General features: G+C 63.7%; 25 protein-coding genes. 16 read left to right on the top strand and 9 right to left on the bottom strand.

Translation table 11 applies throughout. The annotated features are described in order from the left end of the window. Nucleotides 1-408 precede the first annotated feature (408 nt). From ABWO90_RS19895 to ABWO90_RS19880, 4 genes are read left to right on the top strand one after another with little or no spacing between them, the layout of a single operon-like run. A complete protein-coding gene (locus tag ABWO90_RS19895) occupies nt 409-621 on the top strand; it encodes a hypothetical protein (RefSeq protein ID WP_353192956.1) in 213 nt (70 codons plus the stop codon). Continuing rightward, entirely contained in the window at nt 618-1,571 is a 954-nt protein-coding gene (locus tag ABWO90_RS19890) for a PilW family protein (RefSeq protein ID WP_353192955.1), read from the top strand. Before ABWO90_RS19895 ends, ABWO90_RS19890 begins: the two co-directional genes overlap by 4 nt. Beyond that, nucleotides 1,550-2,185 carry a hypothetical protein gene (locus ABWO90_RS19885; protein WP_353192954.1) on the top strand — a complete coding sequence of 212 codons (636 nt, stop codon included), beginning with the start codon at nt 1,550-1,552 and terminating at the stop codon, nt 2,183-2,185. The genes ABWO90_RS19890 and ABWO90_RS19885 overlap by 22 nt, the downstream gene beginning before the upstream one ends. After that, nucleotides 2,175-2,702: a GspH/FimT family pseudopilin gene (locus ABWO90_RS19880; RefSeq protein WP_353192953.1), complete on the top strand. Its 528-nt coding sequence runs from the start codon at nt 2,175-2,177 to the stop codon at nt 2,700-2,702. Before ABWO90_RS19885 ends, ABWO90_RS19880 begins: the two co-directional genes overlap by 11 nt. Here the strand turns inward: ABWO90_RS19880 and ABWO90_RS19875 are convergent, their stop codons facing one another. From ABWO90_RS19875 to ABWO90_RS19865, 3 genes are all read right to left on the bottom strand, one after another. Next, nucleotides 2,703-3,254, bottom strand: coding sequence for a DUF3318 domain-containing protein (locus ABWO90_RS19875; protein ID WP_353192952.1), 552 nt, complete (start codon nt 3,252-3,254; stop codon nt 2,703-2,705). It abuts the gene before it with no gap. Nucleotides 3,255-3,267: 13 nt separating this feature from the next. Continuing rightward, nucleotides 3,268-3,651, bottom strand: coding sequence for a phage holin family protein (locus ABWO90_RS19870; protein WP_353192951.1), 384 nt, complete (start codon nt 3,649-3,651; stop codon nt 3,268-3,270). A 95-nt stretch (nt 3,652-3,746) separates the two neighbouring features. After that, on the bottom strand, nt 3,747-4,055 hold the full coding sequence (locus ABWO90_RS19865) for an ElaB/YgaM/YqjD family protein (RefSeq protein WP_353192950.1): 309 nt from the start codon (nt 4,053-4,055) through the stop codon (nt 3,747-3,749). 205 nt (nt 4,056-4,260) lie between these two features. Here ABWO90_RS19865 and ABWO90_RS19860 point away from each other — a divergent pair, with 205 nt between their 5' ends. After that, entirely contained in the window at nt 4,261-4,899 is a 639-nt protein-coding gene (locus ABWO90_RS19860; RefSeq protein WP_353192949.1) for a peroxiredoxin, read from the top strand. Nucleotides 4,900-5,126: 227 nt separating this feature from the next. Here the strand turns inward: ABWO90_RS19860 and ABWO90_RS19855 are convergent, their stop codons facing one another. Continuing rightward, nucleotides 5,127-6,320 carry an acyl-CoA dehydrogenase gene (locus ABWO90_RS19855; protein WP_353192948.1) on the bottom strand — a complete coding sequence of 398 codons (1,194 nt, stop codon included), beginning with the start codon at nt 6,318-6,320 and terminating at the stop codon, nt 5,127-5,129. A gap of 229 nt (nt 6,321-6,549) precedes the next feature. Between ABWO90_RS19855 and ABWO90_RS19850 the strand changes: the two genes are divergently transcribed. Further along, a complete protein-coding gene (locus ABWO90_RS19850; protein ID WP_353192947.1) occupies nt 6,550-7,398 on the top strand; it encodes an IclR family transcriptional regulator in 849 nt (282 codons plus the stop codon). Nucleotides 7,399-7,847: 449 nt separating this feature from the next. Here ABWO90_RS19850 and kynA read toward each other — a convergent pair whose 3' ends face one another. The 5 genes from kynA to ABWO90_RS19825 all read right to left on the bottom strand — a co-directional run bounded on the left by kynA (nt 7,848) and on the right by ABWO90_RS19825 (nt 12,064). Beyond that, entirely contained in the window at nt 7,848-8,840 is a 993-nt protein-coding gene (kynA, locus tag ABWO90_RS19845) for a tryptophan 2,3-dioxygenase (RefSeq protein ID WP_353192946.1), read from the bottom strand. A 16-nt stretch (nt 8,841-8,856) separates the two neighbouring features. Continuing rightward, nucleotides 8,857-10,110, bottom strand: coding sequence for a kynureninase (gene kynU / locus ABWO90_RS19840; RefSeq protein ID WP_353192945.1), 1,254 nt, complete (start codon nt 10,108-10,110; stop codon nt 8,857-8,859). A 57-nt stretch (nt 10,111-10,167) separates the two neighbouring features. Then, entirely contained in the window at nt 10,168-10,842 is a 675-nt protein-coding gene (gene kynB, locus ABWO90_RS19835) for an arylformamidase (protein ID WP_353192944.1), read from the bottom strand. 228 nt (nt 10,843-11,070) lie between these two features. Next, entirely contained in the window at nt 11,071-11,517 is a 447-nt protein-coding gene (locus ABWO90_RS19830; RefSeq protein WP_353192943.1) for a MarR family winged helix-turn-helix transcriptional regulator, read from the bottom strand. 28 nt (nt 11,518-11,545) lie between these two features. Then, nucleotides 11,546-12,064, bottom strand: coding sequence for a flavin reductase family protein (locus tag ABWO90_RS19825; RefSeq protein ID WP_353192942.1), 519 nt, complete (start codon nt 12,062-12,064; stop codon nt 11,546-11,548). Between the two features lie 160 nt (nt 12,065-12,224). Here ABWO90_RS19825 and ABWO90_RS19820 point away from each other — a divergent pair, with 160 nt between their 5' ends. The 10 genes from ABWO90_RS19820 to msrA all read left to right on the top strand — a co-directional run bounded on the left by ABWO90_RS19820 (nt 12,225) and on the right by msrA (nt 21,998). Then, nucleotides 12,225-13,274 (top strand): 2,5-dihydroxypyridine 5,6-dioxygenase NicX family protein, encoded by a 1,050-nt coding sequence (locus ABWO90_RS19820; RefSeq protein ID WP_353192941.1) that lies wholly within the window; start codon nt 12,225-12,227, stop codon nt 13,272-13,274. After that, a complete protein-coding gene (locus tag ABWO90_RS19815; RefSeq protein WP_353192940.1) occupies nt 13,271-14,080 on the top strand; it encodes an alpha/beta fold hydrolase in 810 nt (269 codons plus the stop codon). Before ABWO90_RS19820 ends, ABWO90_RS19815 begins: the two co-directional genes overlap by 4 nt. A gap of 19 nt (nt 14,081-14,099) precedes the next feature. Further along, the gene (locus ABWO90_RS19810) at nt 14,100-15,344 is read left to right on the top strand and encodes an acyl-CoA dehydrogenase family protein (protein ID WP_353192939.1); all 1,245 of its coding nucleotides are present in this window, start codon (nt 14,100-14,102) and stop codon (nt 15,342-15,344) included. Between the two features lie 88 nt (nt 15,345-15,432). Continuing rightward, nucleotides 15,433-16,983 (top strand): class I adenylate-forming enzyme family protein, encoded by a 1,551-nt coding sequence (locus ABWO90_RS19805; protein WP_353192938.1) that lies wholly within the window; start codon nt 15,433-15,435, stop codon nt 16,981-16,983. 244 nt (nt 16,984-17,227) lie between these two features. Next, entirely contained in the window at nt 17,228-17,974 is a 747-nt protein-coding gene (locus ABWO90_RS19800) for an IclR family transcriptional regulator (protein ID WP_353192937.1), read from the top strand. 37 nt (nt 17,975-18,011) lie between these two features. Beyond that, nucleotides 18,012-18,749: a transporter substrate-binding domain-containing protein gene (locus ABWO90_RS19795; protein WP_502922668.1), complete on the top strand. Its 738-nt coding sequence runs from the start codon at nt 18,012-18,014 to the stop codon at nt 18,747-18,749. A 110-nt stretch (nt 18,750-18,859) separates the two neighbouring features. Then, nucleotides 18,860-19,528 (top strand): amino acid ABC transporter permease, encoded by a 669-nt coding sequence (locus tag ABWO90_RS19790; protein WP_353192936.1) that lies wholly within the window; start codon nt 18,860-18,862, stop codon nt 19,526-19,528. Then, the gene (locus ABWO90_RS19785) at nt 19,525-20,301 is read left to right on the top strand and encodes an amino acid ABC transporter ATP-binding protein (RefSeq protein WP_353192935.1); all 777 of its coding nucleotides are present in this window, start codon (nt 19,525-19,527) and stop codon (nt 20,299-20,301) included. Before ABWO90_RS19790 ends, ABWO90_RS19785 begins: the two co-directional genes overlap by 4 nt. Nucleotides 20,302-20,319: 18 nt before the next feature. Then, a complete protein-coding gene (gene hutG / locus ABWO90_RS19780; protein WP_353192934.1) occupies nt 20,320-21,267 on the top strand; it encodes a formimidoylglutamase in 948 nt (315 codons plus the stop codon). Nucleotides 21,268-21,425: 158 nt separating this feature from the next. Beyond that, a complete protein-coding gene (gene msrA, locus ABWO90_RS19775; protein ID WP_353192933.1) occupies nt 21,426-21,998 on the top strand; it encodes a peptide-methionine (S)-S-oxide reductase MsrA in 573 nt (190 codons plus the stop codon). The last annotated feature ends 68 nt before the right edge of the window (nt 21,999-22,066 follow it).

The following is a 22,066-nucleotide window of genomic DNA, read 5'->3' as shown; positions in this document are numbered from 1 at the left end:
CAAGTAAAAGGACGGCGACTTCGGTCGCCGTTTTTTTATGGGGTGCGCCAACGGCATTGCGTATGCGCCGAGCGGTGGCGCATAACGGGGTAGGTATTGCGGTGCTGTCCGATTGGCGGGGGCGTCGGGGTGCGCGACGATGGACACGTCAACAACTCGACGAGATACCCGGCCATGCAACAGGATCGACGCCACTTTTCGCATCGCGCGAACCGACGTGCGGATCGGCGCGCGGTGCGCGACCGACATTTGCCTCATACGCTTGCTGTCACACGAGAGCATCGTCAAACGCGTGCGCGTGAGCGGCGCGACGCGCGAGACAGGCATGGACGAGGGGGGCGGATCGTGCCGCCGAGAGTGACATCGACATCGGGAGGCGCTGTGTCTACCGCGGGAGGCTCAGGCGCGTTGCGACGAAGATCGTCGGTGCGCGGTGCAGCGCTGCTCGATGTCATGTTCACGCTGGCGGCGCTCACGATTGGCGCACAGGGCTTTGCACGATGGCAGGCTGCAGGCGGCATGACGTCTGCCGAACTCGCCGCGTCGCCGGTTGTCGCCGCCATGACCCTCGCGGCGCCTCCGGCGGGCGACAGATCGTTGCCGGTCGAACGTCGGCGATGAAATGGCCTCGCGTCGGCGTGTGCGGCGCCCTGAGATGGCGTCGCACGGGCGGCTTCATGTTGCTCGAGTGGGTCGTGGCGATGCCGCTCGGGCTGTTGATCGTGACGGCCGCGACGGCCATCTACCTCGCGGGGCTTCGGTTGTGGCGAGTGCAGGCCGAGCGGTACGACGTTAATGAGCGTGCGGTCTTCGCATTGACGCAACTCTCGCGTGCGATCGGCATGGCGGGGTATCGAAACTGGGATCCGATGGAGGGCAGGATCTGGCGGCCGGGTGAAGAGACACGCGATTGGCCGTCGTTGCGCGCACGTGCCGAATGCGCGGACCGGGTGGATACGTGCCCACGACGCGGCTTGCAGGCCAGTGCATTGCTGGAGGTGCAGTACCACGGCGCCGGGTTCGGCGCAGGAAGTGGCGCGGTACAGAACTGCTCCGGCAGGGCCGCCAATGCCTTGAGTGCGATGGACAAGCGTCATGTCAGCAGCTTCTATGTCGCGAAGGGAGCGGATGGCATTCCCTCGCTTTATTGCCGGTATGGCGAGGCGATATTGCGCGCCATCGATCTGAGTCCCGGGCAGGTGCTCGTGAGTGGGGTTGAAGCGATGTACATCCGACTCGGGTTCCGTACGGAGGGCACGGACGCGCTGCGCTGGGTGACGCCGCTGCCAAGCCGGCGCGGTGAACCGCCGCGTGCGCCACCCGGTGAGGGCGGATGGGAAAACGTGGCGGCGGTGGCGTTCTCACTGGTCCTGCGTGGCGCGCCGCGCAGAGGGGGCAAGCCGAAGACGAGGCGTGTGGTCGAGGTATTCGATGCCGCGTCGGGAGGCAGTGCGTTCATTCAACTGTCGAATGCGGGCGATGTCCATCTGCATGTGTTCACCGCGGTGGCCTACCGTCGGAATGATGGCGGTGTGGGCGAGGAGGCGGCATGGTTGGCGTCTTCATCGTGATGTGGATGGCGGCGTTGATGACACTTGCGGCGTCGGGTATGCAGCACCGTCAGTTGGCGAATCGCTTCGTGGCTTATACGCACGACCGTGTTGGCGCGTTCGCGGCGGCAGATGCGGCCCTCGCAGAAGCCCGGCACTGGCTGACGCGTGACGACGTCGCGAACGCTGTTGCCAGCGTGCCCGTCTTCGAAGCTGGGCCCGACGGCGTGCTGGCGGGCAATCATCGTGACGACGTCTGGTTTGCGCGTCGGGTGCCGAGATGGCGGACGGTCGATTGGCACCGTAACGGTGCGGTCGCTGCGGCAGGGAATGCGCGTTACTTCATCGAGCGAATCGCACTGGCCGAATATCTGACGGAAACGTCGCAGACAGGCGACGCGTCGCGGCGCCGATATCGCGTCAGTGCAATGGGGTGCGGAAAGCTGCCTGGCACGCGCGTTTATCTTCAGGCGATCTATGAGGTGCGAAGACAGGTGGCGACCGGCGCAGGCGCAAAGGCATCACCATCGTTTTCATCGCGCCTGTTGAGTTGGCGCGAGGTGTCGATATGGCACGACGACACAGACGGATTGGTCGAGCCGGGCAGACGTCGAGAGGCATGTCATGCGTCGTGATCGCTGGCGCGCGCGTGGTGTCACGCTGCTCGAGTGTGTCGTCGCGATGGCGGTGCTCGCCGTGGCGTTATTTGCGATCGCGCCGTCCATCGAAGCGGCGCGTCGGCGGGTCTCCGTCGACATGACGGCGCGTGCCTTGCTGGCGACGATGCAGGCTGCGCGTGCGGAAGCGCTCGGGCGGCATCAGCGGGTTGCCATTGCTCCGCACGACGGCGGCAGTCTGAACAGTGGCTGGGTGACGTTCGTGGACGAGAATCTCAACGACCGTCTCGATGCGGGAGAAGTCTTGCTGGGACGTCGCGCGCCATTACCGCCGGGCGTGAGTGTTGAAGTGCAATGGGGACTGTTCAACACCGAGGGGTTGGCGTTCGCGGAGAACGGCTTCATCCGATCGGATCGTCGCAAGTGGCTATCGGGTACGGCACGCATTACGGGACACGGGCGGCGCATCTGCATCACGATCAATGCCTATGGCCGCGCGCGCGTTGCCCGTGGCTGCAAAGCCCAGGGGGTGTGATTACATCAACGGCGGCGTGCCGTTGTCGTCAGGCTTGCCGGCACTCGACGCGCGGGCCTTTCGGGTGTCGCGTTCGCCGGGCGCGGTTGCGTTTGCCGCCGACGGGTCGGTCGGTGTGTCCGAAGTGTCGGACGATTTCGTCGATTCCTGCCAGAGCTTGATGCCCTGCCAGGCGAGCACGCCGAGGCTGCCCCACTTGAGGCTGCGGCGCACGACACGGCCAACTGGCGTATGCGACAGGCCGGTGAGCGCGAGCGAGGCGACCGAGCTTACCAGCGGGTAGCGTTCGAGCATGCCGCCCAGCTTGAGCCCCGAACTGGCGAGTCCGCCGAGTCCGGAAAGCTTGCCGAAGCCGCCGGGCAGCAGATAGCGCACCCAGCGAAAATTGCGCAGACGCTCGCGCGTGACGTGTGAGGCCTGAATCAGTTCGGCGCGCTCGACGGCGATGCGCGTGAGCACCAGTTCCTTGCGAATGGCGAGGAGGTCGTGACGCGAGCGACGTGATTGATACGGGCGGCGTGGACGTTGGGGGCGGTTCGATTCCAGCGGCACGGGCAGATCTCCTTCAGTCCGGACGCAGCGCGTCGCGGTCCTTTTCGAACTCGGCCAGTGTGGCCTCGAACGGCATCGGGGCGTCGCGCATGATGTTGCGCGCGCGTGCGGCGCACCAGGCGGCGAGCAGAAGGTACACGACGAAGATGCCGGTCATCGCCTGGAGGCGGTAGGTGTCCCAGAAAATGACGATCACCAGCGCGGTCAGCGACACGAGGGCAAGTACGCCGAAGAGCATCGCGGCCAGACCCAGGAAGGCAACGCCCATGAGGCGTTCCTTCTCTTCGGTCAATTCGATGCCGATGAGCTCGATGCGCGACTGTACGATCTCGAGCAACGCGCCGGCGAGGCGCCGCAGGGAAGGTCGCGGCGGGGTCGTACGATCATTGTCGGTCATGGGCTGGGCTGGGCGGCCCACCCGACCCGTCGCACCGGTCAGGCGGGCTCCGCCTTGGGCTGAGTAGGCGAGAGAAGGGTTGTGGTCGGTGAAGCTTACTTGCGATTGAGCAGCAGACCGATCACCACGCCGATGCCGGCGGCAATACCCACGGCTTGCCACGGATGATCGTGCACGTAGTCGTCGGTCGCACGAGCGGCCTGCTTGCTCTTCTCGACCACGACGACTTGCACGTCCGATGCTTTTTCCTTGGCTTGCTTGAGCAGTGCGAGGGCTTTGTCGCTCAATTCGGAGGCGCGCTCACCGGTCGTGTTGGCGGCTTGTTTGAGCAGATCTTCGGCGTCGGCCAAAACGGATTTGATATCGGTCATGAACTTCTCCTTGTTGGTATGCACATGCGACATAGTCGTTTCCCGGGAACGGGAGGAAAATGCGAGGGGGATGTGAGTGTTATCGTAACGCTTTCAACGCGTCGTTGCCAGAAAACAACATCCCGGCGGCGTTATATTTCGAAAACTTATTTGGACCAAATTTTTTATTCGTTCTTCCTAAGCTTAGCATCCTTTAGTCTTTACCCCACTGAGTTGAAGGTTCTCAAGGAGACCGTAAATGACATTGCGTTTGGGTGACATTGCTCCCGATTTCGAGCAGGACTCGTCGGTTGGCAAAATCAAATTCCATGAGTTTCTCGGTGATAGCTGGGGCGTGCTCTTTTCTCACCCGGCCGACTACACACCGGTGTGCACGACCGAACTGGGTCTGACCGCAAAACTCAAGGGCGAGTTCGAAAAGCGCAACGTCAAGGCGATTGCGCTGTCGGTAGACGACGCGGAATCGCACAAGGGCTGGATCAACGACATCAACGAGACGCAGAACACCACGGTCAATTTCCCGATCCTGGCCGACGCCGACCGCAAGGTTTCGCAGCTGTACGACATGATCCATCCGAACGCCAGCGAAACCGTGACGGTGCGCTCGCTGTTCGTGATCGACCCGAAGAAGAAGGTGCGTCTGACGATTACGTATCCGGCCAGCACGGGCCGCAACTTCGACGAAATCCTGCGCGTGATCGACTCGCTGCAACTGACCGACAACTACTCTGTCGCCACGCCGGGTAACTGGAAAGATGGCGAAGACGTAGTGATCGTGCCGTCGCTCAAGGACGAAGCCGTGCTCAAGGAAAAATTCCCGAAGGGCTACAAGGCCGTGCGTCCGTACCTGCGCCTCACGCCGCAACCGAACAAGTAATCCGGTCCGACGTAGTCAAAGCGTACGCAATAAAAAATGCCAGCTCCATCGAGCTGGCATTTTTGTTTGTGCGGCCGTGCAAGTTGCCTTGTCGGGTACGCGCCGTCGCTCGGGGGATTGACGGCCCGCAACGCGCGGCCTGAGAAACGACGCGTACCCGACAAGTCGCGTGTGCCGTGCCCGGGGGGGCATGCGGCTCACGCGACCTGTTCCTTCCGATGACTCGATCAGAAGAAGGCTTGAATGCCCGTCTGCGCACGTCCGAGAATCAGCGCGTGAATGTCGTGCGTACCTTCGTAGGTGTTGACCACTTCGAGGTTCACGAGGTGACGTGCAATGCCGAACTCGTCGGAGATACCGTTACCGCCGAGCATGTCGCGGGCGAGGCGCGCGACATCCAGTGCCTTGCCGCACGAATTGCGCTTCATGATCGACGTGATTTCCACGGCGGCGGTGCCTTCGTCCTTCATGCGGCCCAAGCGCAGGCAGCCTTGCAGACCCAGCGTGATTTCCGTCTGCATGTCGGCCAGCTTCTTCTGAATCAGTTGGTTGGCGGCGAGCGGACGACCGAACTGCTGACGATCGAGCACGTACTGACGTGCCATGTGCCAGCAGAATTCGGCGGCGCCCAGTGCGCCCCAGGCAATGCCGTAACGAGCCGAGTTCAGGCACGTGAACGGTCCCTTCAGACCCGAGACGCCGGGCATCAGATTCTCTTCCGGCACGAAGACCTGATCCATCACGATCTCGCCGGTGATCGATGCGCGCAGGCCGACCTTGCCGTGAATTGCCGGCGCCGACAGTCCCTTCCAGCCCTTTTCCAGAATGAAGCCGCGAATCTTCTCGTCGCCATTTTCGTCGGCGAGCTTGCCCCACACGACGAAGACGTCGGCGATCGGCGAGTTCGTGATCCACATCTTGCTGCCGCTCAGTTCGAAGCCGCCAGCAACCTTCTTCGCGCGCGTCGTCATGCCGGCGGGGTCCGAGCCGTGGTTCGGTTCCGTGAGCCCGAAGCAACCAATCCACTCGCCGCTCGCGAGCTTCGGCAGGTACTTCTGCTTTTGCGCTTCGCTGCCGAACTCATGGATCGGTACCATCACCAGCGACGACTGCACCGACATCATCGAGCGATAGCCCGAGTCGACGCGTTCAACTTCGCGGGCGATCAAACCATAGGCCACATAGTTCAGGCCGGGGCCGCCGTATTGTTCCGGGATCGTCGGGCCGAGCAGACCGATCTCACCCATTTCGCGGAAGATCGATGCGTCCGTCCGTTCGTGACGAAACGCCTCCAGCACGCGCGGTGCGAGCTTGTCATTCGCGTACGCGGCTGCGGCGTCGCGAATCATGCGCTCCTCGCTGGTGAGCTGCGCGTCGAGCAACAGCGGATCTTCCCAATGAAACTGTGCATTGCCTGCCATGACCTATCTCCTCCGATGTTCTCGAAAAAATCGCTGACTCTCGCGTCTCTGACTCTCCGCCCCCAACCGCATTCGCCGTTGCAAGGTATTCCGGGAAAGTCCGACGACTTGACGAAAGTTCCGCATTGCGGAACAATGTTCTGAAATCGAAGTTAGTTTAGCACTAAAGTTTTTTGCCGGGCAACGGCCAGTGTGGGCATTGGCCGGATCCTTTTCAACGGAGCGTGCGATGGTTGTGGTCAAAACGTCCTTGTCTGCCTTTTCCGGCGCGCCTGCGCATGGCGTGCCGCCGTCGCATGACGAGCGAAAATTCGTGACGGCACTCGCGCGCGGCCTCGAATTACTGCGTGCTTTCGGCCCTGACGACGCCCTGTTGGGCAATCGCGACTTCGCGGCGCGAACGGGTCTGCCCAAGGCCACCGTGAGCCGGTTGGCCTACACGCTGACCGAACTGGGCTATCTGCGATACGACGCGGAGCTGGGCAAATACGCGCTGGACGCCGGCGTACTGGCGCTGGGCTACGCGTTCCTGAACGGCACCGACATGCTCACGTTGGCGCGTCCGCACATGCGGGCATTGGCCAGGGAAATGGGGTGTTCCATTTCGTTGGGTTGCCGGGAGGGCATCGACATGATGTACCTCGAGACCATTCGCAGCGATTCGGCGCATCTCACATTGGGGCTGACGGCGGGCTCGCGTCTGTCGATGCTGACGAGTTCCATGGGGCGCGTCTACCTCGCGGCCATGACGCCGACCGAGCGCGAGACGATGCTTTCCGATTTGCATGACGCCTACGACGCCAATCCGGCAGCGCTACGCAATGTGGGTTGGGATGCCTTGCAGGCGGGCGTCGACAAGGGGATCGAGTCGTTCAAGCGGGAAGGGTGCTGCTACTCGTTCCGGGAATGGCACGAAGGCGTGAACGCGGTCGCGGTGCCGTTGCGCGACGTGAGGCAGAACCGGTGGCTGGCGATCAGTTGCAGCGGGCCATCGTCGTCGATACCCGATGCGATCTTTCGTGAAGAGATCGGTCCGCGGTTGAAGCAGCTTGCGGCTCGGTTGACCGGGCAAGCCTGACGGCGGTAGTGGTCCTTGATCGCGGTGCGGGCGAATGGACGCGCTTAAATGGCGTTAGTGGTCCATCGGGTTGGGGCTCGCCCGCGGCACTCCATTGCCTGTTTAGTCGCACCGCGGGCGAGCCCCAACCCGATCCGCACGGTCGTCGATGCGACGACACCAAACGTAGCGAAGGCGGTCAACGCTCAGGGCACATGATGGCGGTGATTGTCCGCCCCCTGACGTAGCGACTTAACAAGCATCGGAGCGGAGTCAGGGGGCGGGCAAGCGCCGCTGCCCGGGCAGAAGCCAAGGGCGCGGAACTCATCTGTGCAGGAGGTGTTTGACGCAGGCAAGCGCCCCTGCCCAGGCAGAAGCCGGGGCGCGAGACTCATCTGTGCAGGGGGGGCAACGCAGGCAAGCACCGCTGCCCCGGGCCGAAGCCAAGGGCAGCGGGTGTCAATCGGCCATCACAGCAACGTCCGAACGTGCCAAAGCTCGGGGAACAGCACGACATCGAGCATCTTGCGCAGATACGGCGCGCCGTTCGTGCCGCCCGTGCCTTGCTTGAAGCCGATGATGCGCTCGACCGTCGTCACGTGACGGAAGCGCCACTGGCGGAACGCATCTTCGAGATCGACCAGTTCTTCGGCCATCTCATACAGTTCCCAGTGTTGCGACGGATTGCGATAGACCTCCAGCCACGCCGCTTCAACCGACTTGTCGTGCGGCGTCGGCTTCGTCCAGTCACGCTCCAGACGTTGCGGCGAAATCTCGAATCCACGACGTGCCAGCAGGCGCACGACCTCGTCATAGAACGACGGGGCGTTCAGCGCCGCTTCCACCTGCTTGTAAAGATCGGGGCGATGCTCATGCGGCTTTAGCATCGCCGCATTCTTGTTGCCCAGCATGAACTCCAGAATGCGGTACTGGTACGACTGGAAGCCCGACGAGCTACCCAGCGACGGACGCATCGACGAATACTCCGACGGCGTCATCGTCGCCAGTACACTCCACGCCTGCACCAACTGCTCGAGGATGCGCGACACGCGAGCGAGCATCTTGAATGCTGGCGGCAATTGGTCGTCGTGCACTGACGCACTCGCCGCTTGCAACTCAAAGAGCGCCAGCTTCATCCACAACTCACTCGTCTGATGCTGGATGATGAACAGCATCTCGTTGTGGTCGGTCGAGCGAGGATGCTGCGCATTCAGGATCGGATCGAGCGACAGGTAGTCGCCGTAGCTCATGCTCTTCGAGAAGTCGAGCTTGGCGTCGTGCCACTGCGTCGCATTGGCCGACGTCGGCGCAGCGGCGCCGGATGGCTCCTGTGCCGCGTCACCTGCGCCATGGCCGAACGGGCACCCGCCCTGTGCGGGCGTGGTCTCCGTCGAGCTGGTCTGATCGTCGCGCTTCGTATCCGGGGACGGCGAAGCGTGCGACGTCGAGGAAGTCTTGCTCATGCTGCCAACTCCTCTCTCAGGTCACCGCGCCGCGGCGGTGAAACTCGGGCTTGTCCCACGAACCCGTGGTCAGCACGTCACGCAGAATCTCCACCGAATCCCACACGTCGGCAAAGCTCGTGTACAGCGGCGTCATGCCGAAGCGCATGATGCGCGGCTCGCGATAGTCACCGATCACACCGCGCGCAATCAGCGCCTGAATCACCGCGAAACCTTCCGGATGCTCAAAGCTCACCTGCGAACCACGCGACGCATGATCGCGCGGCGTCACCAGCGTCAGCGGGAACTCGGCGCAACGCGTTTCGACCAGCTCGATGAACAGGTCGGTCAGTGCCAGCGACTTGCTGCGCAGCGCTTCCATCGACGTCTGCGCGAAGATGTCGAGGCCGCATTGCACCAGCGAGAGCGAGACGATCGGTTGCGTGCCGCACAGATAGCGGCCGATGCCGTTGTCAGGCGTGTACTCCGGTGTCATCGCGAACGGCGTGCGATGGCCCCACCATCCCGACAGCGGCTGCCAGAACGTGTCCTGGTGTTGCTTGTTGACCCACACGAATGCCGGCGCGCCCGGGCCGCCATTCAGGTACTTGTACGTGCAACCCACCGCGTAGTCGGCGTTTGCGCCGTTCAGGTCGACCGGCACGGCGCCAGCGGAGTGGCACAGGTCCCAAATGGCCAATGCCCCTGCCGCGTGAATCTCGGCTGTGCGTGCGCGCATGTCGTACATGGCGCCGGTGCGGTAATTCACATGCGTGAGCAGCACGACGGCGACGTCGTCGCCCACTGCCGCCGGCAATTCGTCCGGCGAGTCGATCAGTCGCAGCGAGTAGCCGTCGTCGAGCAGTCGGGTGAGACCCTGCACGATGTACAGATCGGTCGGGAAGTTGCTGCGCTCGGACACGATCACTTTGCGTTGCGGCGCGCGCGCGCGTTGCGCGTCGAGGGCTGCGGCCATGACCTTGAACAGGTTGCTCGACGTGGTGTCCGTCACCACGACTTCACCCTTGCCCGCGCCGATGATCGGTGCGAGCGCATCGCCCAGCGTGCGCGGCAAGGCGAACCAGTCGGCTTCGTTCCAGCTACGGATGAGGCCTACGCCCCACTCGGCCGTGATCACTTCCTGTGCGCGCTTGGCCGACGCGATCGGACGCGCGCCCAGCGAGTTGCCATCGAGGTAGATCACGCCCGGCGGAAGATCGAATTGGGCGCGCAGGGCGCGCAGCGGATCGGCCGCGTCGAGGGCCAGACATTCGTTGCGAGAAGACGTCATGGTTAGCGTTTGATGAGTGAAAGCGAAAGAAAAATCGAAAAGGAAATTCGGTGCGTGTCAAAGCGAACGCAACACCGCGCGCACGGGGCTCGCGTCGAGCCTCATGAACTTGAGCGGCAATGCGATGAGTTCGTAGTCGTCCGGCACGATGGCGTCGAGCACAAGGCCTTCGAGAATCGCCATGCGATGCGCGCGAATGCGATGGTGCGCATCCATCGTCTTGCTCTCCTGGGGGTCGAGCGACGGCGTGTCGATGCCGACGAGCTTCACACCATGCGCGGCGAGCAGGTCGATGGTCTCGGGAGCGACCGCACAGAACGCACTGTCCCAATGCGAGACCGGCGCCTGTGCATACGTGCGCAGCAGCACACGCGGCGGCACATTCGCCAGATGCGGTTCAACCATGTCGGGCGTCACGACCGGTGAGGCCCCCAGGCAATGAATGACCCGGCACGGCCCGAGATACGTCTCGAGCGCCACTTCTCCGATGCATGCACCGTCTTCGTCGTAATGGCGCGGTGCATCGGCATGCGCGCCGGTATGCGGCGACAACGTGATCCGGCCCACGTTGACGGGGCAGCCGGGACCGATCTGCCAGACCGGGGCTTCGGCAAACGGCGTGTCGCCCGGCCACACCGGCGTGTCGGCCGACAACGGCGCGCTGATATCCCACACGCGACGTTCACGTGTATCGGCAGTACGAGGTGTCGCGGAAGCAAGGGAAGCAGTCATACGCAAGCGCGATTTCCGGGGCAATTGGTGGGGGAAGGAATCCAGATAGTGTAGGAAATTCCTCGCCGCAGGTGCTTGCGTATTCGACAGGCGTCAACCGCTAATTTGAAATTGAGCCTATGATTTTGATGATTTCGCGGTGGATTATTTTAATTTTTGCGAAATTGATCGAATTCGATGCGATTCCGTCGGAATTCGTCTTGATGGGCGTAGCACCCGCATACCAGACTATCGGCTATGGGCCATCTGCTCGATGAGCGCGCGTAACGAATCCTTGAGGTGCGCCGACTGTGCCTCGCCGAAACGTGCCAGCACACTGGTCTCGTGACGTCGGGCGCTCGCGAGCAACGGCGTGACGAGCGTGATGCCGGCATGGGTCAGTGAGACGAGCGATTGTCGACGGTCGGTGGTGCTTGCCCCGCGCACGACGTCCCCCGCCGCTTCGAGCCGGTCGACGACTTTCGTGAGCGTGGGTTGCTTGGCCAGCACGATATCGGCCAGTTCGTTGATGGTGCGTGCGCGGCCGTCGGAGAGCGTCGCGAGCACGCGCCACTCCAGCACGCCGAGCCCGGCGGCCGCCACTTCGCGGTGGAATTCGTCGGACACCAGCGTGCTCGCGCGAGCGAGCAGATACGCCAGATAGTCGTCGACGAACGGTGCGCTGGCGGCGGACATGGCGGGTCCCGTGGGGTAGGGGTGAGGATCAGCCCAGCGACTGCGGCTTGTGGAAGCCACCCGCGTGGAAGACCAGCGGGGTGCGATCGGCCACGTCGGCATGCACGCCACAGCGTTCGACTTCCCCGACGAAGATGACGTGATCGCCTTCGTCGTAGCGGCTGCGGTTGTGGCATTCGAACCAGGCCAGCGCGCCGTCGAGCACCGGCGTGCCGGAGGCCGACAGCGTGTACGGCACGCCCGCGAAACGGTCACCCTTCATCGTCGCAAAGCGCTTGCAGATGTCGAGTTGGTCGGCGGCCAGCACATTCACGACATAGTGCGAGTTCTCGCGAAAGACCGGCATGCTGCCGGCGCGCGTGGCGAGACTCCACAGAATCAGCGGCGGTGTGAGCGAGACTGAATTGAACGAACTGGCGGTAATGCCGATGAGCGAGCCGTCGTCGGCACGCGTGGTAATCACGGTGACCCCGGTCGCAAATTGACCGAGAGCATTGCGAAAGGCTGCGCTGTCGAAATCCGGCGCTGCGGCGCGTTTGGCGTTCACTGTCCCTGCACTCCCGTCCGGCAAATTTGATCGGGTTGATTTGTATGAATATTCATATACTATGGCACGAACAACAGATCGACAAGACGCGTGACGGCCGACAGCGTGCCATGGGGCAGAGCCCCTGGCGGGCGAGAAGGTCAGACGCTCAGGAGACGATATGCTGATCGAGCGAATCGAGCATAAGTGGATCGACGTATTTGCCGAGACCTTTCGGCGCTGCGACATACGACCCGGTGATGTGGTGGCGATTGTAGCCGAAACGCAATCCCGGCCTGTCAACGTGGAATTAGCGCAGTTGGCTGCGGAATCGCTTGGCGCAAGGCCTTTCCGGCTGGTTGTCCCGAGTCCGCGCGTGAGTGCCCCTGTGCCGGTGCGCTCCACGGGCGCGAGCGATGCGCTCGGCCAACTGGCCCCGGTCGTTGCCGCCCTCAAGGCCGCGACACTGGTCGTCGACTGCACGGTCGAAGGCCTGCTCCACGCCCCCGAACTGCCGGAGATTCTCGGTGGCGGCGCGCGCGTGCTGATGGTTTCCAACGAACACCCAGAAATTCTCGAACGGTGTGCCACCGACCCGGCGCTCGAACCGAAGGTGCGCGCCGCGATCAAGCGCTTGCGCGGCGCAGCACAAATGCACGTGACGTCGGCCGCCGGCACCGATCTGCACATCGGTCTGCGCGACGCGCGCGTCGGTGGCGTCTGGGGCTGGTGTGCCAAGCCGGGCCAGGTCGCGCATTGGCCTGGCGGTCTGGCGCTGGCATTCCCCGCCGCCCATAGCGTGAACGGCCAACTGATTCTCGCCCCGGGCGACATCAATCTGACCTTCAAGCAATACCTCCGGGATCGCATCGCGCTGACGGTCGAAGACGACTACGTCGTGGCCATCGACGGCGAGGGCGTGGACGTCGATCTCATGCGCGACTATTTCGCGGCGTGGGGCGATCGCGAGGCGTATGCCGTCTCGCATGTCGGCTTCGGCCTTAACCCGCGCGCCCGCTGGGACGCCCTCGCGTGCTACGACAAGCGCGACTGCAATGGCACCGAACAGCGTGCCTTCGCAGGCAACTTCCTGTATTCGACGGGGGCCAACGAAGTGGCGGGACGTCACACGCTCGGTCACTTCGATCTGCCGTTGCGGCACTGCACGATTGCGCTCGACGGCGATGTCGTGGTGCGCGACGGTCAGTTGCAAGGCGAGTTCGCATCATGACGTCGCAAGTGCCTGCCTGCCGCGTGGCGGGCGAGGGTCCGCTCACACTCGTGCTGCTGCACGGCATTGGCGGCAACGCCGATGTCTGGCCCGCGCAGTTCGAGACTTTCGTGCCCGGGGGATATCGTGTCGTCGCCTGGGACATGCCGGGCTACGGCCAAAGCGCCATGCCGGGAGAGCCGACGATGGCGGCACTGGCCGACAGCCTGCGGGCGTTGCTCGATTCGCTCGGGCCGTCGCGCTTCGTACTGGTGGGACACAGCATGGGCGGCATGGTCGCGCAGGAGTTGATGGCGCGCGGCGAGCCGTTCACGCATGACATTGCCGGACTGGTCCTTTGCGGCACGTCGCCCGCCTTCGGCAAGCCTGACGGCGATTTTCAACGCGAATTCGTGCGTCAACGCACGGCACCGCTCGACGCGGGCAAGACCCTGCGTGAAATGGCCGAAGCGATCGTGCCCGGCATGCTCGGGGCGCCCGACGACACCACGCGAGCCAAGGCGCACGCCCTTGCCGTCGACGCGATGGGGGCGCTCACGCCCGACGCCTATCGTGCCGCGCTGCGCGCGCTCGTCGGCTTCGAGCAACGCGCGGCGCTCGGGCGCCTCGCCGTGCCGGTGCTGCTCGTCGCAGGCGAGCACGACACGAACGCGCCGCCAAAAGTCATGGCGCGCATGGCCGACGCCATCACCGATTCCCGTGCGCGCGTGCGTTACGTGTGCCTGAGCGGTGCCGGGCATCTGATGAATCTGACGCACCCGGCAGCCTTCGACGCCGAGGTACGCGCCTTCCTCGCAACACTCTAAAAGACACCAGGAGACTACCGTGGCCTATCAGCCCCCTTCGATCGTCGGCGAGCACTTCCCGCTCACGGACAAGCAGCGGCGTCTGCTGGCGCTGGCAGAGCAGGTGGGACGCGAGTCGCTCGCGCCGCGCGCCGCGCGCTGGGATCGCGAAGCGTCGTTCCCGTTCGAGAACTACGACGACATGCGCGCAGCGGGACTGCTGAAGTTGTGCATCCCCGAGTCGGACGGTGGCCTCGGCGCCGATTTCGCCACGTACATGATGGTCTCCGCCGAACTCGGCCGGCATTGCGGCGCCACGGCACTCACGTTCAACATGCACACGTGTTCGATGATGTGGACCGGCATTCTTGCCGACGATCTCGACATGTCGCCGGAGCAGCGTGCCGAGCATGCGCGCTACCGCGAGCATCACTTCGCGCGCGTGATTCAGGACGGCGCGATCTATGCGCAGCCGTTCTCGGAAGGGAGTGCCGCAGCGGCGGGCAAGGCGCCGTTCGGCACGACGGCAACGAAGGTGGAAGGCGGCTGGAAGATCAACGGCCGCAAGATCTTCGCGTCGCTCTCGGGCGCGGCCAACTACTACGGCGTGCTGTGCACTGAAGACAAGCCCGAGCTGTCGATGAAGGACACGTTCTACATCGCCGTGCCGGGCGACGCGCCGGGTGTGACGGTCACAGGCGACTGGGATCCGCTGGGCATGCGCGGCACGGTCTCGCGCACGTTGCTCTTCAAGGACGTGTTCGTGGCCGACGAGCTGCAACTGATGCCGCGCGGCGTCTACCATCAGGCCGCGAGCCGCTGGCCGCACATGTTCATGACGCTCTCGCCCACTTACATGGGCATCGCGCAGGTGGCGTACGATTTCACGATCCAGTATCTGCGTGGGGAAGCCGAGGGCATGGGCGCGCCGGTCAAGCGTCGCATGTATCCGACCAAGCAGATTGCCGTCGCGCAGATGCACATCATGCTGGAACAGACCCGTGCGTTGTTCCTTCGTGCCGTGCAGGACGGTCGTGCCGATCCAGGCAAGGAAGCGCGCATGCGCGCCTACGCCGCGCAGTACACGATCATGGAGAATGCCAACGAGCTGTGCCGTCTGGCGATTCGCACTTGTGGCGGACAGTCGATGCTCAAGACGCTGCCGCTCGAGCGCATGTATCGCGATTCGCGCTGCGGCGCATTGATGCTGCCGTGGACAGCGGAGCTGTGTCTCGACCGCATCGGCCGCGAAGCGTTGTACGAGCCGGGCGAGCGCGACGAGTAAGCCACGCGAGTCTGCTCATGGACGAGCGCGGCCGAAGCCCCCGAAGTGGTCTGGCCGCCTCACCGTCTCACTTGTCACGGAGAACAAGTTGACGCCTTTTGTCGAAGCGCTTGCCCGTCATGCGCGCGCCACCCCCGAGCGGTTGGCGCTGCGCTGTGGCGTGGGCGATGAAGCGTTGCAAACCGATTACGCGGCGTTGTGGCGACGCATCGAGCGGGTGGGCGGGCATCTGCGCGAGACGTGGCGCATTGCGCCGGGCGATCGCGTTGCCTGCCTCGGGCTGAACGACGACCTGCAACTCGCACTGCTGTTCGCCTGCGCGCGCGCCGGTGCTGTCTTTCTGCCGCTCAATTTCCGTCTCGCCGTGCCAGAACTGGCGGCGATCGTGCGCCACGCGGGCGTACGCGTGCTGTGGTTCGACGCCATGCACCGCGACGCCGCGCGGCAGATCCGCGATGTGATCGAGCGCGACGCCATCACCGATCTGCCTCCCCCGGCCATCGCCCCCATCGAAGGACTGATTGCGGTGCCGTCGATCAAGCCCGTCGCCTATCCCGACGTGGCGGACGACGCCCCCGTGCTGCTCGCCTACACCTCGGGAACCACGGGGGAGCCGAAGGGCGCGCTGCACACGCAGGCCGGGTTGCTCGCCAACGCGCAGGCAAGCTGGTGGGCGCACGACATGTCGGCCGACGATCACGTGCTGTCGACGCTGCCGATGTTCCACGTCGGCGGCCTGTGCATTCAGACATTACCGGCGTTGCTGCGTGGCGCGAGCGTCACGCTGCACCCGCGGTTCGATCCGGCGGCGTGGCTGGCCGACGTCGCGAAGCATCGGCCGACGCTATCGCTCATGGTCCCCGCCACGATGCGCGCCGTTCAGTTGCATCCGATGTGGGCGACGACCGATCTGTCGTCGCTGCGCGGCGTGATGGCGGGCTCGAGCGTGATTCCGCTCTCGGCCATCGACGCATTCCACGCACGCGGCATTCCGCTGGGGCAGGTCTACGGCGCGACCGAGACCGGGCCGGTGTCGATCGCCTTGCGTTTTGGCGAAGCGAAGGCGCACCCGGGGGCGGTGGGGCGGGCATGTCCGGGGGTCGAAGTTCGACTCGCCGATGCTGCCGGTCAGGAGGTCGCACCCGGTGACGTGGGCGAGATTCTCGTGCGCGCGCCGAATGTGATGCGCGAGTACTGGCGCGCACCCGGGCATGCGTCGTTCGAAGATGGCTGGTTTCACTCCGGCGATCTCGCGCGTTTGCGTGACGACGGTTGCTTCGAGGTCGTCGGGCGCAGCAAGGACATGATCATCTCCGGCGGCGAGAACATCTATCCGGCGGAAATCGAGAATGCGCTGATCGACTGCCCGGGCGTGCTCGAAGCGGCAGTGGTCGGTGTGCCTGACGAGCGCTGGGGGGAAGTCCCGGTCGCCGTGATCGTACCCACGTCTGCCGACGCCGCGACGCCACAAGGCGTACTCGACTTCCTCGGCGAGCGTATCGCACGCTTCAAACTGCCGCGACGCGTGGTTGTGCTCGACGCCTTGCCGAAGAGCGCACTTGGGAAAGTGCAGAAACCGATTCTCATCGGGTGGCTATCTGCCGCGCCGGATTCGCAAACATCAACCACCAGTCGGTAATCAGAAGCTTTATTCGGTTTCCGCTTAAAAGCGCCAAACACCTTGTTAAATAAGGGGTTTGGCGTTTTTTTATGGCCAGGTTCCGCGATGCATAAGGGAAAATCCCTATGCGTAACCGTCCATTTTGTTACCATCCGCTGAGAATCGCATTTTTTACTTTGGGAATTGCATCGCAAGATAGCGCCCATGTCGTCATCAGCGGCGTAGTCCGCTGATTTTTTTGCTTTCTTTTGTTTTCAAGACGATGGACACCACCGAAGCGCATTCGGTCTCCGAACGCGTGCTGCAGGTCCTTGTGACTGTGGCGCGTCACGGACGGCCGATCGCGGCACGCGAGATCGCCGCGCAAACGAGCCTGCCGCTTTCCACGGTTTACCGCCACCTCGTGCCGCTCAAGAAGTGGGGCCTGGTGCAGGAGCATGCCCATGAGGCGCTCTACGAACCGGGTCCGGTCGGCGTGCAATTGGCGTGGGGTTTCGACCACAACTCGCATCTTGTGACCCAGGCCCGTGAGGAAATCGAGGCCCTCGTACAGCGCACCGGCGAAACCGTCGGCCTGCTCGTCGCGGCCAACGGCCAGGTCGTCTGCCTCGACATGCACGAGAGCGAGCAGTCGCTGCGTTGCTCGTTCGCCAAGGGGCGCGCGCATCCGCTGGTGCATGGCGCATCGGCCAAGGCGCTGCTCTCGTTCCTGCCGCAAGCCACCCGCGACACCCTTATCGGGCGTCAGCTCGCCGGCCAGCCGGTGGCGCAGGAGCGCCTGATCGCGCAGGTGGACGAGATTCGCAAGCAACGTTATGCGGTGTCCGAAAGCGAAGTCGACTTCGGTGTCTGGGGCGTGTCGGCCCCGGTGTTTGCTGCCAAGGAACGTCTGGAAGGCACCATCACGTTGATGGCGCCCGCCGTGCGTGTGGCCCAGCGCCACGAAGAGCTGATCCGCCTCACGGTGGCCGCAGCCGAGCGTATTTCGAATCGATTGCAATACTTTTAACCGGTTTCCCGACCGAGACTACACGAAGGAGTACCAGATGAAATTGCGTCACATCCTGTTCACGATGGCACTGGCCGTCACCTGCTCGAGCAAGGTTTTTGCGGCTGACGACGTGCTGCGTGTCGCCACCGACGCGACCTTCCCGCCGTTCGAATACGTGGAAAACGGCAAGCGCACCGGTTTCGACGTGGAAATGATCGAAGCCCTCGGCAAGGCAATGGGCAAGAAGGTCGAGTGGACGGATATCGATTTCAAGGGCCTGATCCCGGCCGTGCTGTCCAAGCGTGTCGACGTGGCCGCTTCGGCCATCTACATCACGGATGAGCGCCTGAAGGTCGTGAACTTCACGCACCCGTACTACACCGGCGGTCTGGCGATCCTGGTCAAGGCCGACAACAACACCATCAAGGAACCGGCCGACCTGACGGGCAAGAAGGTCTCGGTCCAGGTGGGCACGAAGTCGGTGCAGTTCCTCAAGGAAAGCTATCCGAAGGTCGAGCGCGTGGAAGTCGAGAAGAACGACCAGATGTTCGAACTCGTGAAGATCGGCCGTGCCGACGCTGCCGTGACCGGCAAGCCGGCGGCGCTGCTGTACGCGAAGGCCAACCCGGGTGTGAAGGTGCTCGACAAGACGCTGACGGTCGAGCGCTATGGCTTCGCCGTGCGCAAGGGCGACACCGAGCTGACCAACGACCTGAACAAGGCGCTGGAAAAGGTCCGTGCAGACGGCACCTACGCTGCGCTGGTCAACAAGTATTTCGGCACCGCGAAGTAATACGCGTCGCGACGGCAATACCGGGCGGGCGGGCCGTCTCTCCTCACGGGGTGACGGTGCCCGCCGAAGCAATAAAGCAATAAAGCAGCAGAGCAACTGACGGAGTACGCATGGAACTCGATTTTTCGCCGGTGTGGGCAAACTGGCAGGACCTCGCGCGAGGCGCGCTTGTTACCGTCGAGGTAACTGCCTGCGCCCTGGCGCTGGGCTGCGTGTTGGGTTTGCTGGTCGGCATGGGCCGCCTGAACCCGGCGCATCGCATTCGCTACGGCATCTGTACCGCCTATGTCACGTTCATTCGTGGCACGCCGCTGCTGGTGCAGCTCTTCATCCTGTTCTTCGGCCTGCCTCAGTTCAACATTCTGCTGCCGGCATTCATGTGCGGCGTGCTGGGTCTGGGTATCTATAGCGGTGCCTACGTCTCGGAAATCGTGCGCGGTGCCATCCAGTCGATCGAGCGCGGTCAGATGGAAGCCGCCCGCTCGCTCGGCATGCCCTACGGCATGGCCATGCGCTCGGTGATCCTGCCGCAGGCGATCGTTCGCATGATCCCGCCGCTGGGTAACGAATTCATTGCGCTGATCAAGAACTCTGCGCTGGTCTCGCTGCTCACGATTCACGACGTGATGCACGAGGGCCAGAAGATCATCAGCGTGTCGTACCGTTCGCTGGAAGTGTATCTGGCGATCGCATTTGTGTATCTGATCTTGACCGGCGCCACCACGCTGCTGCTGCAGCGCGCCGAGAAGTCCCTGCGTGCCGGAGGTGCCGTGCAATGAGCGATGTAAAGAAAGAATTCGGCGGCCCGATCCTGAAGATCGAAGGACTGGGCAAGGCCTACGGCAGCCATCAGGTGCTCAAGGGCATCGACTTCGAAGTCGATGCGCGTCAGGTGGTGGTCGTGATCGGTCCCAGCGGTTCGGGCAAGAGCACGTTCCTGCGCTGCTGCAACGGGCTGGAGACGGCCGAACAGGGCACCATCGAGATCGTTGGCCAGAAGCTCGTCGATCACGGCAAGATGATGGGCGAAAACGCGCTCAACAAGCTGCGTACCGATGTGGGCATGGTGTTTCAGTCGTTCAACCTGTTCCCGCATCTGACGGTACTTGAAAACGTCACGCTGGCGCCGAAGAAGCTGCGCGGCATGAAGAGCGCCGACGCCGAGACGCTCGCCCGCGAACTGCTCGCCAAGGTCGGGCTGGCCGCCAAGGCCGATGTCTTCCCGGGCACGCTCTCGGGCGGCCAGAAGCAACGCGTGGCAATTGCCCGCGCGCTCGCCATGCAGCCGCAGGTCATGCTGTTCGACGAACCAACGTCGGCACTCGACCCCGAGCTTGTCGGCGAAGTGCTGCAGGTGATGAAGGCACTGGCCAACGACGGCATGACGATGCTGGTCGTCACGCACGAAATGGGTTTCGCCCGCGAAGTCGCCGACGTGGTGGTCGTGATGGATCAGGGGCGCATCATCGAAGCCGGTGCACCGGAACAGATCTTCACCGCGCCGCGCGAAGCGCGCACGCGCGAATTCCTGCAAGCAGTCATCGCACGGTAAGGCAAGGCAGGCAAACGTATGACAATCGATCGAACGGTCTGGCAAGGCCGTGTGGATACCGGCGAAGCCGGCCATACCCTGCGTCTGCACCAGGTGCTGCGCGACTACGACGCCACGCAGGTCGCGGGCGGCGCCGTCGTGCTCGGCTTCTGCAGCGATGAAGGCGTGCGCCGCAATCACGGACGTCAGGGTGCCGTTGCCGGCCCCGACATGCTGCGTCGCGCACTGGCGAGTCTGCCGGTGCAGGGCACGCCCGCCGTGTTCGACGGCGGCAACGTCGTGTGTGCGGACGACCGCCTCGAAGCGGCCCAGGCTGCGCTCGGCCACCGCGTGGCCGAAGTGCTGGCGGCAGGGGCGCGTCCGGTGGTGTTGGGCGGCGGGCACGAAATCGCCTATGGTACGTTCCTGGGGGTGGCCGAGCACTATGGCGACCGCCTGCGCGACGAGCCGATCCTGATCCTGAACTTCGACGCGCACTTCGACCTGCGGGCCCAGCCCACGGCAAGCTCCGGCACGCCGTTCTGGCAGATCTCGCAGCTGTTGTCCGGGCGTCAGGCGCCGTTCCACTACGCGTGCCTCGGCGTGAGCCGTTACAGCAACACCGACGCCCTGTTCGAACGCGCGGATGCGTTGAGCGTTGACTACTGGCTCGACGAGACGATGCTCGCGCACCGTCTGCCGCAGATGTGCGAGTCGCTCGAGAAGAAGCTCGCGCAGGTTCGGCACGTGTACCTGACCATCGACATGGATGTGTTGCCGGGCGAGAAGGCCCCCGGCGTGTCGGCCCCTGCGGCACATGGCGTGGCGCTGGAGGTGATCGAGGCGCTCATCGGTGTGGTTCGCCGTTCGGGCAAGCTGCGCGTGGCGGACATTGCCGAGTACAACCCGACGTATGACCGCGATGGCCTCACGGCTCGCGTGGGCGCACGTCTGTTGCATCCGCTGATCACGCAGTTGCAGGCGTGAGCGACGAGTCCGCGCACAAGGGGTAAAGCGCGGGTAGGGTTATTTGCGCCGTTCGGCGGCGTTCTGCGCGACAATAGGGCGGGCGATCGAATCATCGGTCGCCCGCCCTATTTGTTTGGTGCGCCGCCGCACGAACGTAGCCGACAAGCGAGGTCAAGATGACAGTGCAGACGAACTCCCCGAGTGATTCCCGTACCGAAGTTGCCACGCTGGCGGGTGGCTGTTTCTGGTGCCTTGAGGCCTGCTACCAGCAGCTCGACGGCGTGAAGTCCGTGGTCTCGGGCTATGAAGGCGGTCAGGTCGACAACCCGACCTACGAGCAGGTTTGCGAAGGCGACACGGGACACGCCGAAGTGGTGCGGCTGACCTACGATCCGGATATCGTGACGTTCGAAGAACTGCTGATCGTGTTCTTCCAGATCCACGATCCGACGACGCTCAATCGTCAGGGGAACGACATCGGTACGCAGTATCGTTCGGCCATCTTCTATCACGACGACGCGCAGAAGCAGGCGGCCGAGCATCTCATTGCCGAGTTGATGGCCGAAATGACCTATCAGCACCCGATCGTCACGCAACTGGAACCGGAGCAGACGTTCTGGCCTGCCGAGGCCTATCACCAGAACTACTTCCGCCAGCATCCCGATCAGGGTTACTGCGCGTACGTCGTGGCGCCGAAGCTCAAGAAATTCCGCGAGAAGTTCGCTCGCCGGTTGAAGCCGGCGGCGTAACGGCGAGACGACTGCCGCAGTGTCACCGACGCGAAGCTTCGTTGCCGTGTGAGGCTGCGGCCGATTTA

Origin of the sequence: Pandoraea pnomenusa, from assembly GCF_040391475.1 — a bacterium.
In the GTDB taxonomy this organism is placed as follows: domain Bacteria; phylum Pseudomonadota; class Gammaproteobacteria; order Burkholderiales; family Burkholderiaceae; genus Pandoraea; species Pandoraea pnomenusa_C.
Note: the sequence above shows the minus strand (reverse complement) of the source record. Positions and strands in the feature narration are given on the sequence as shown.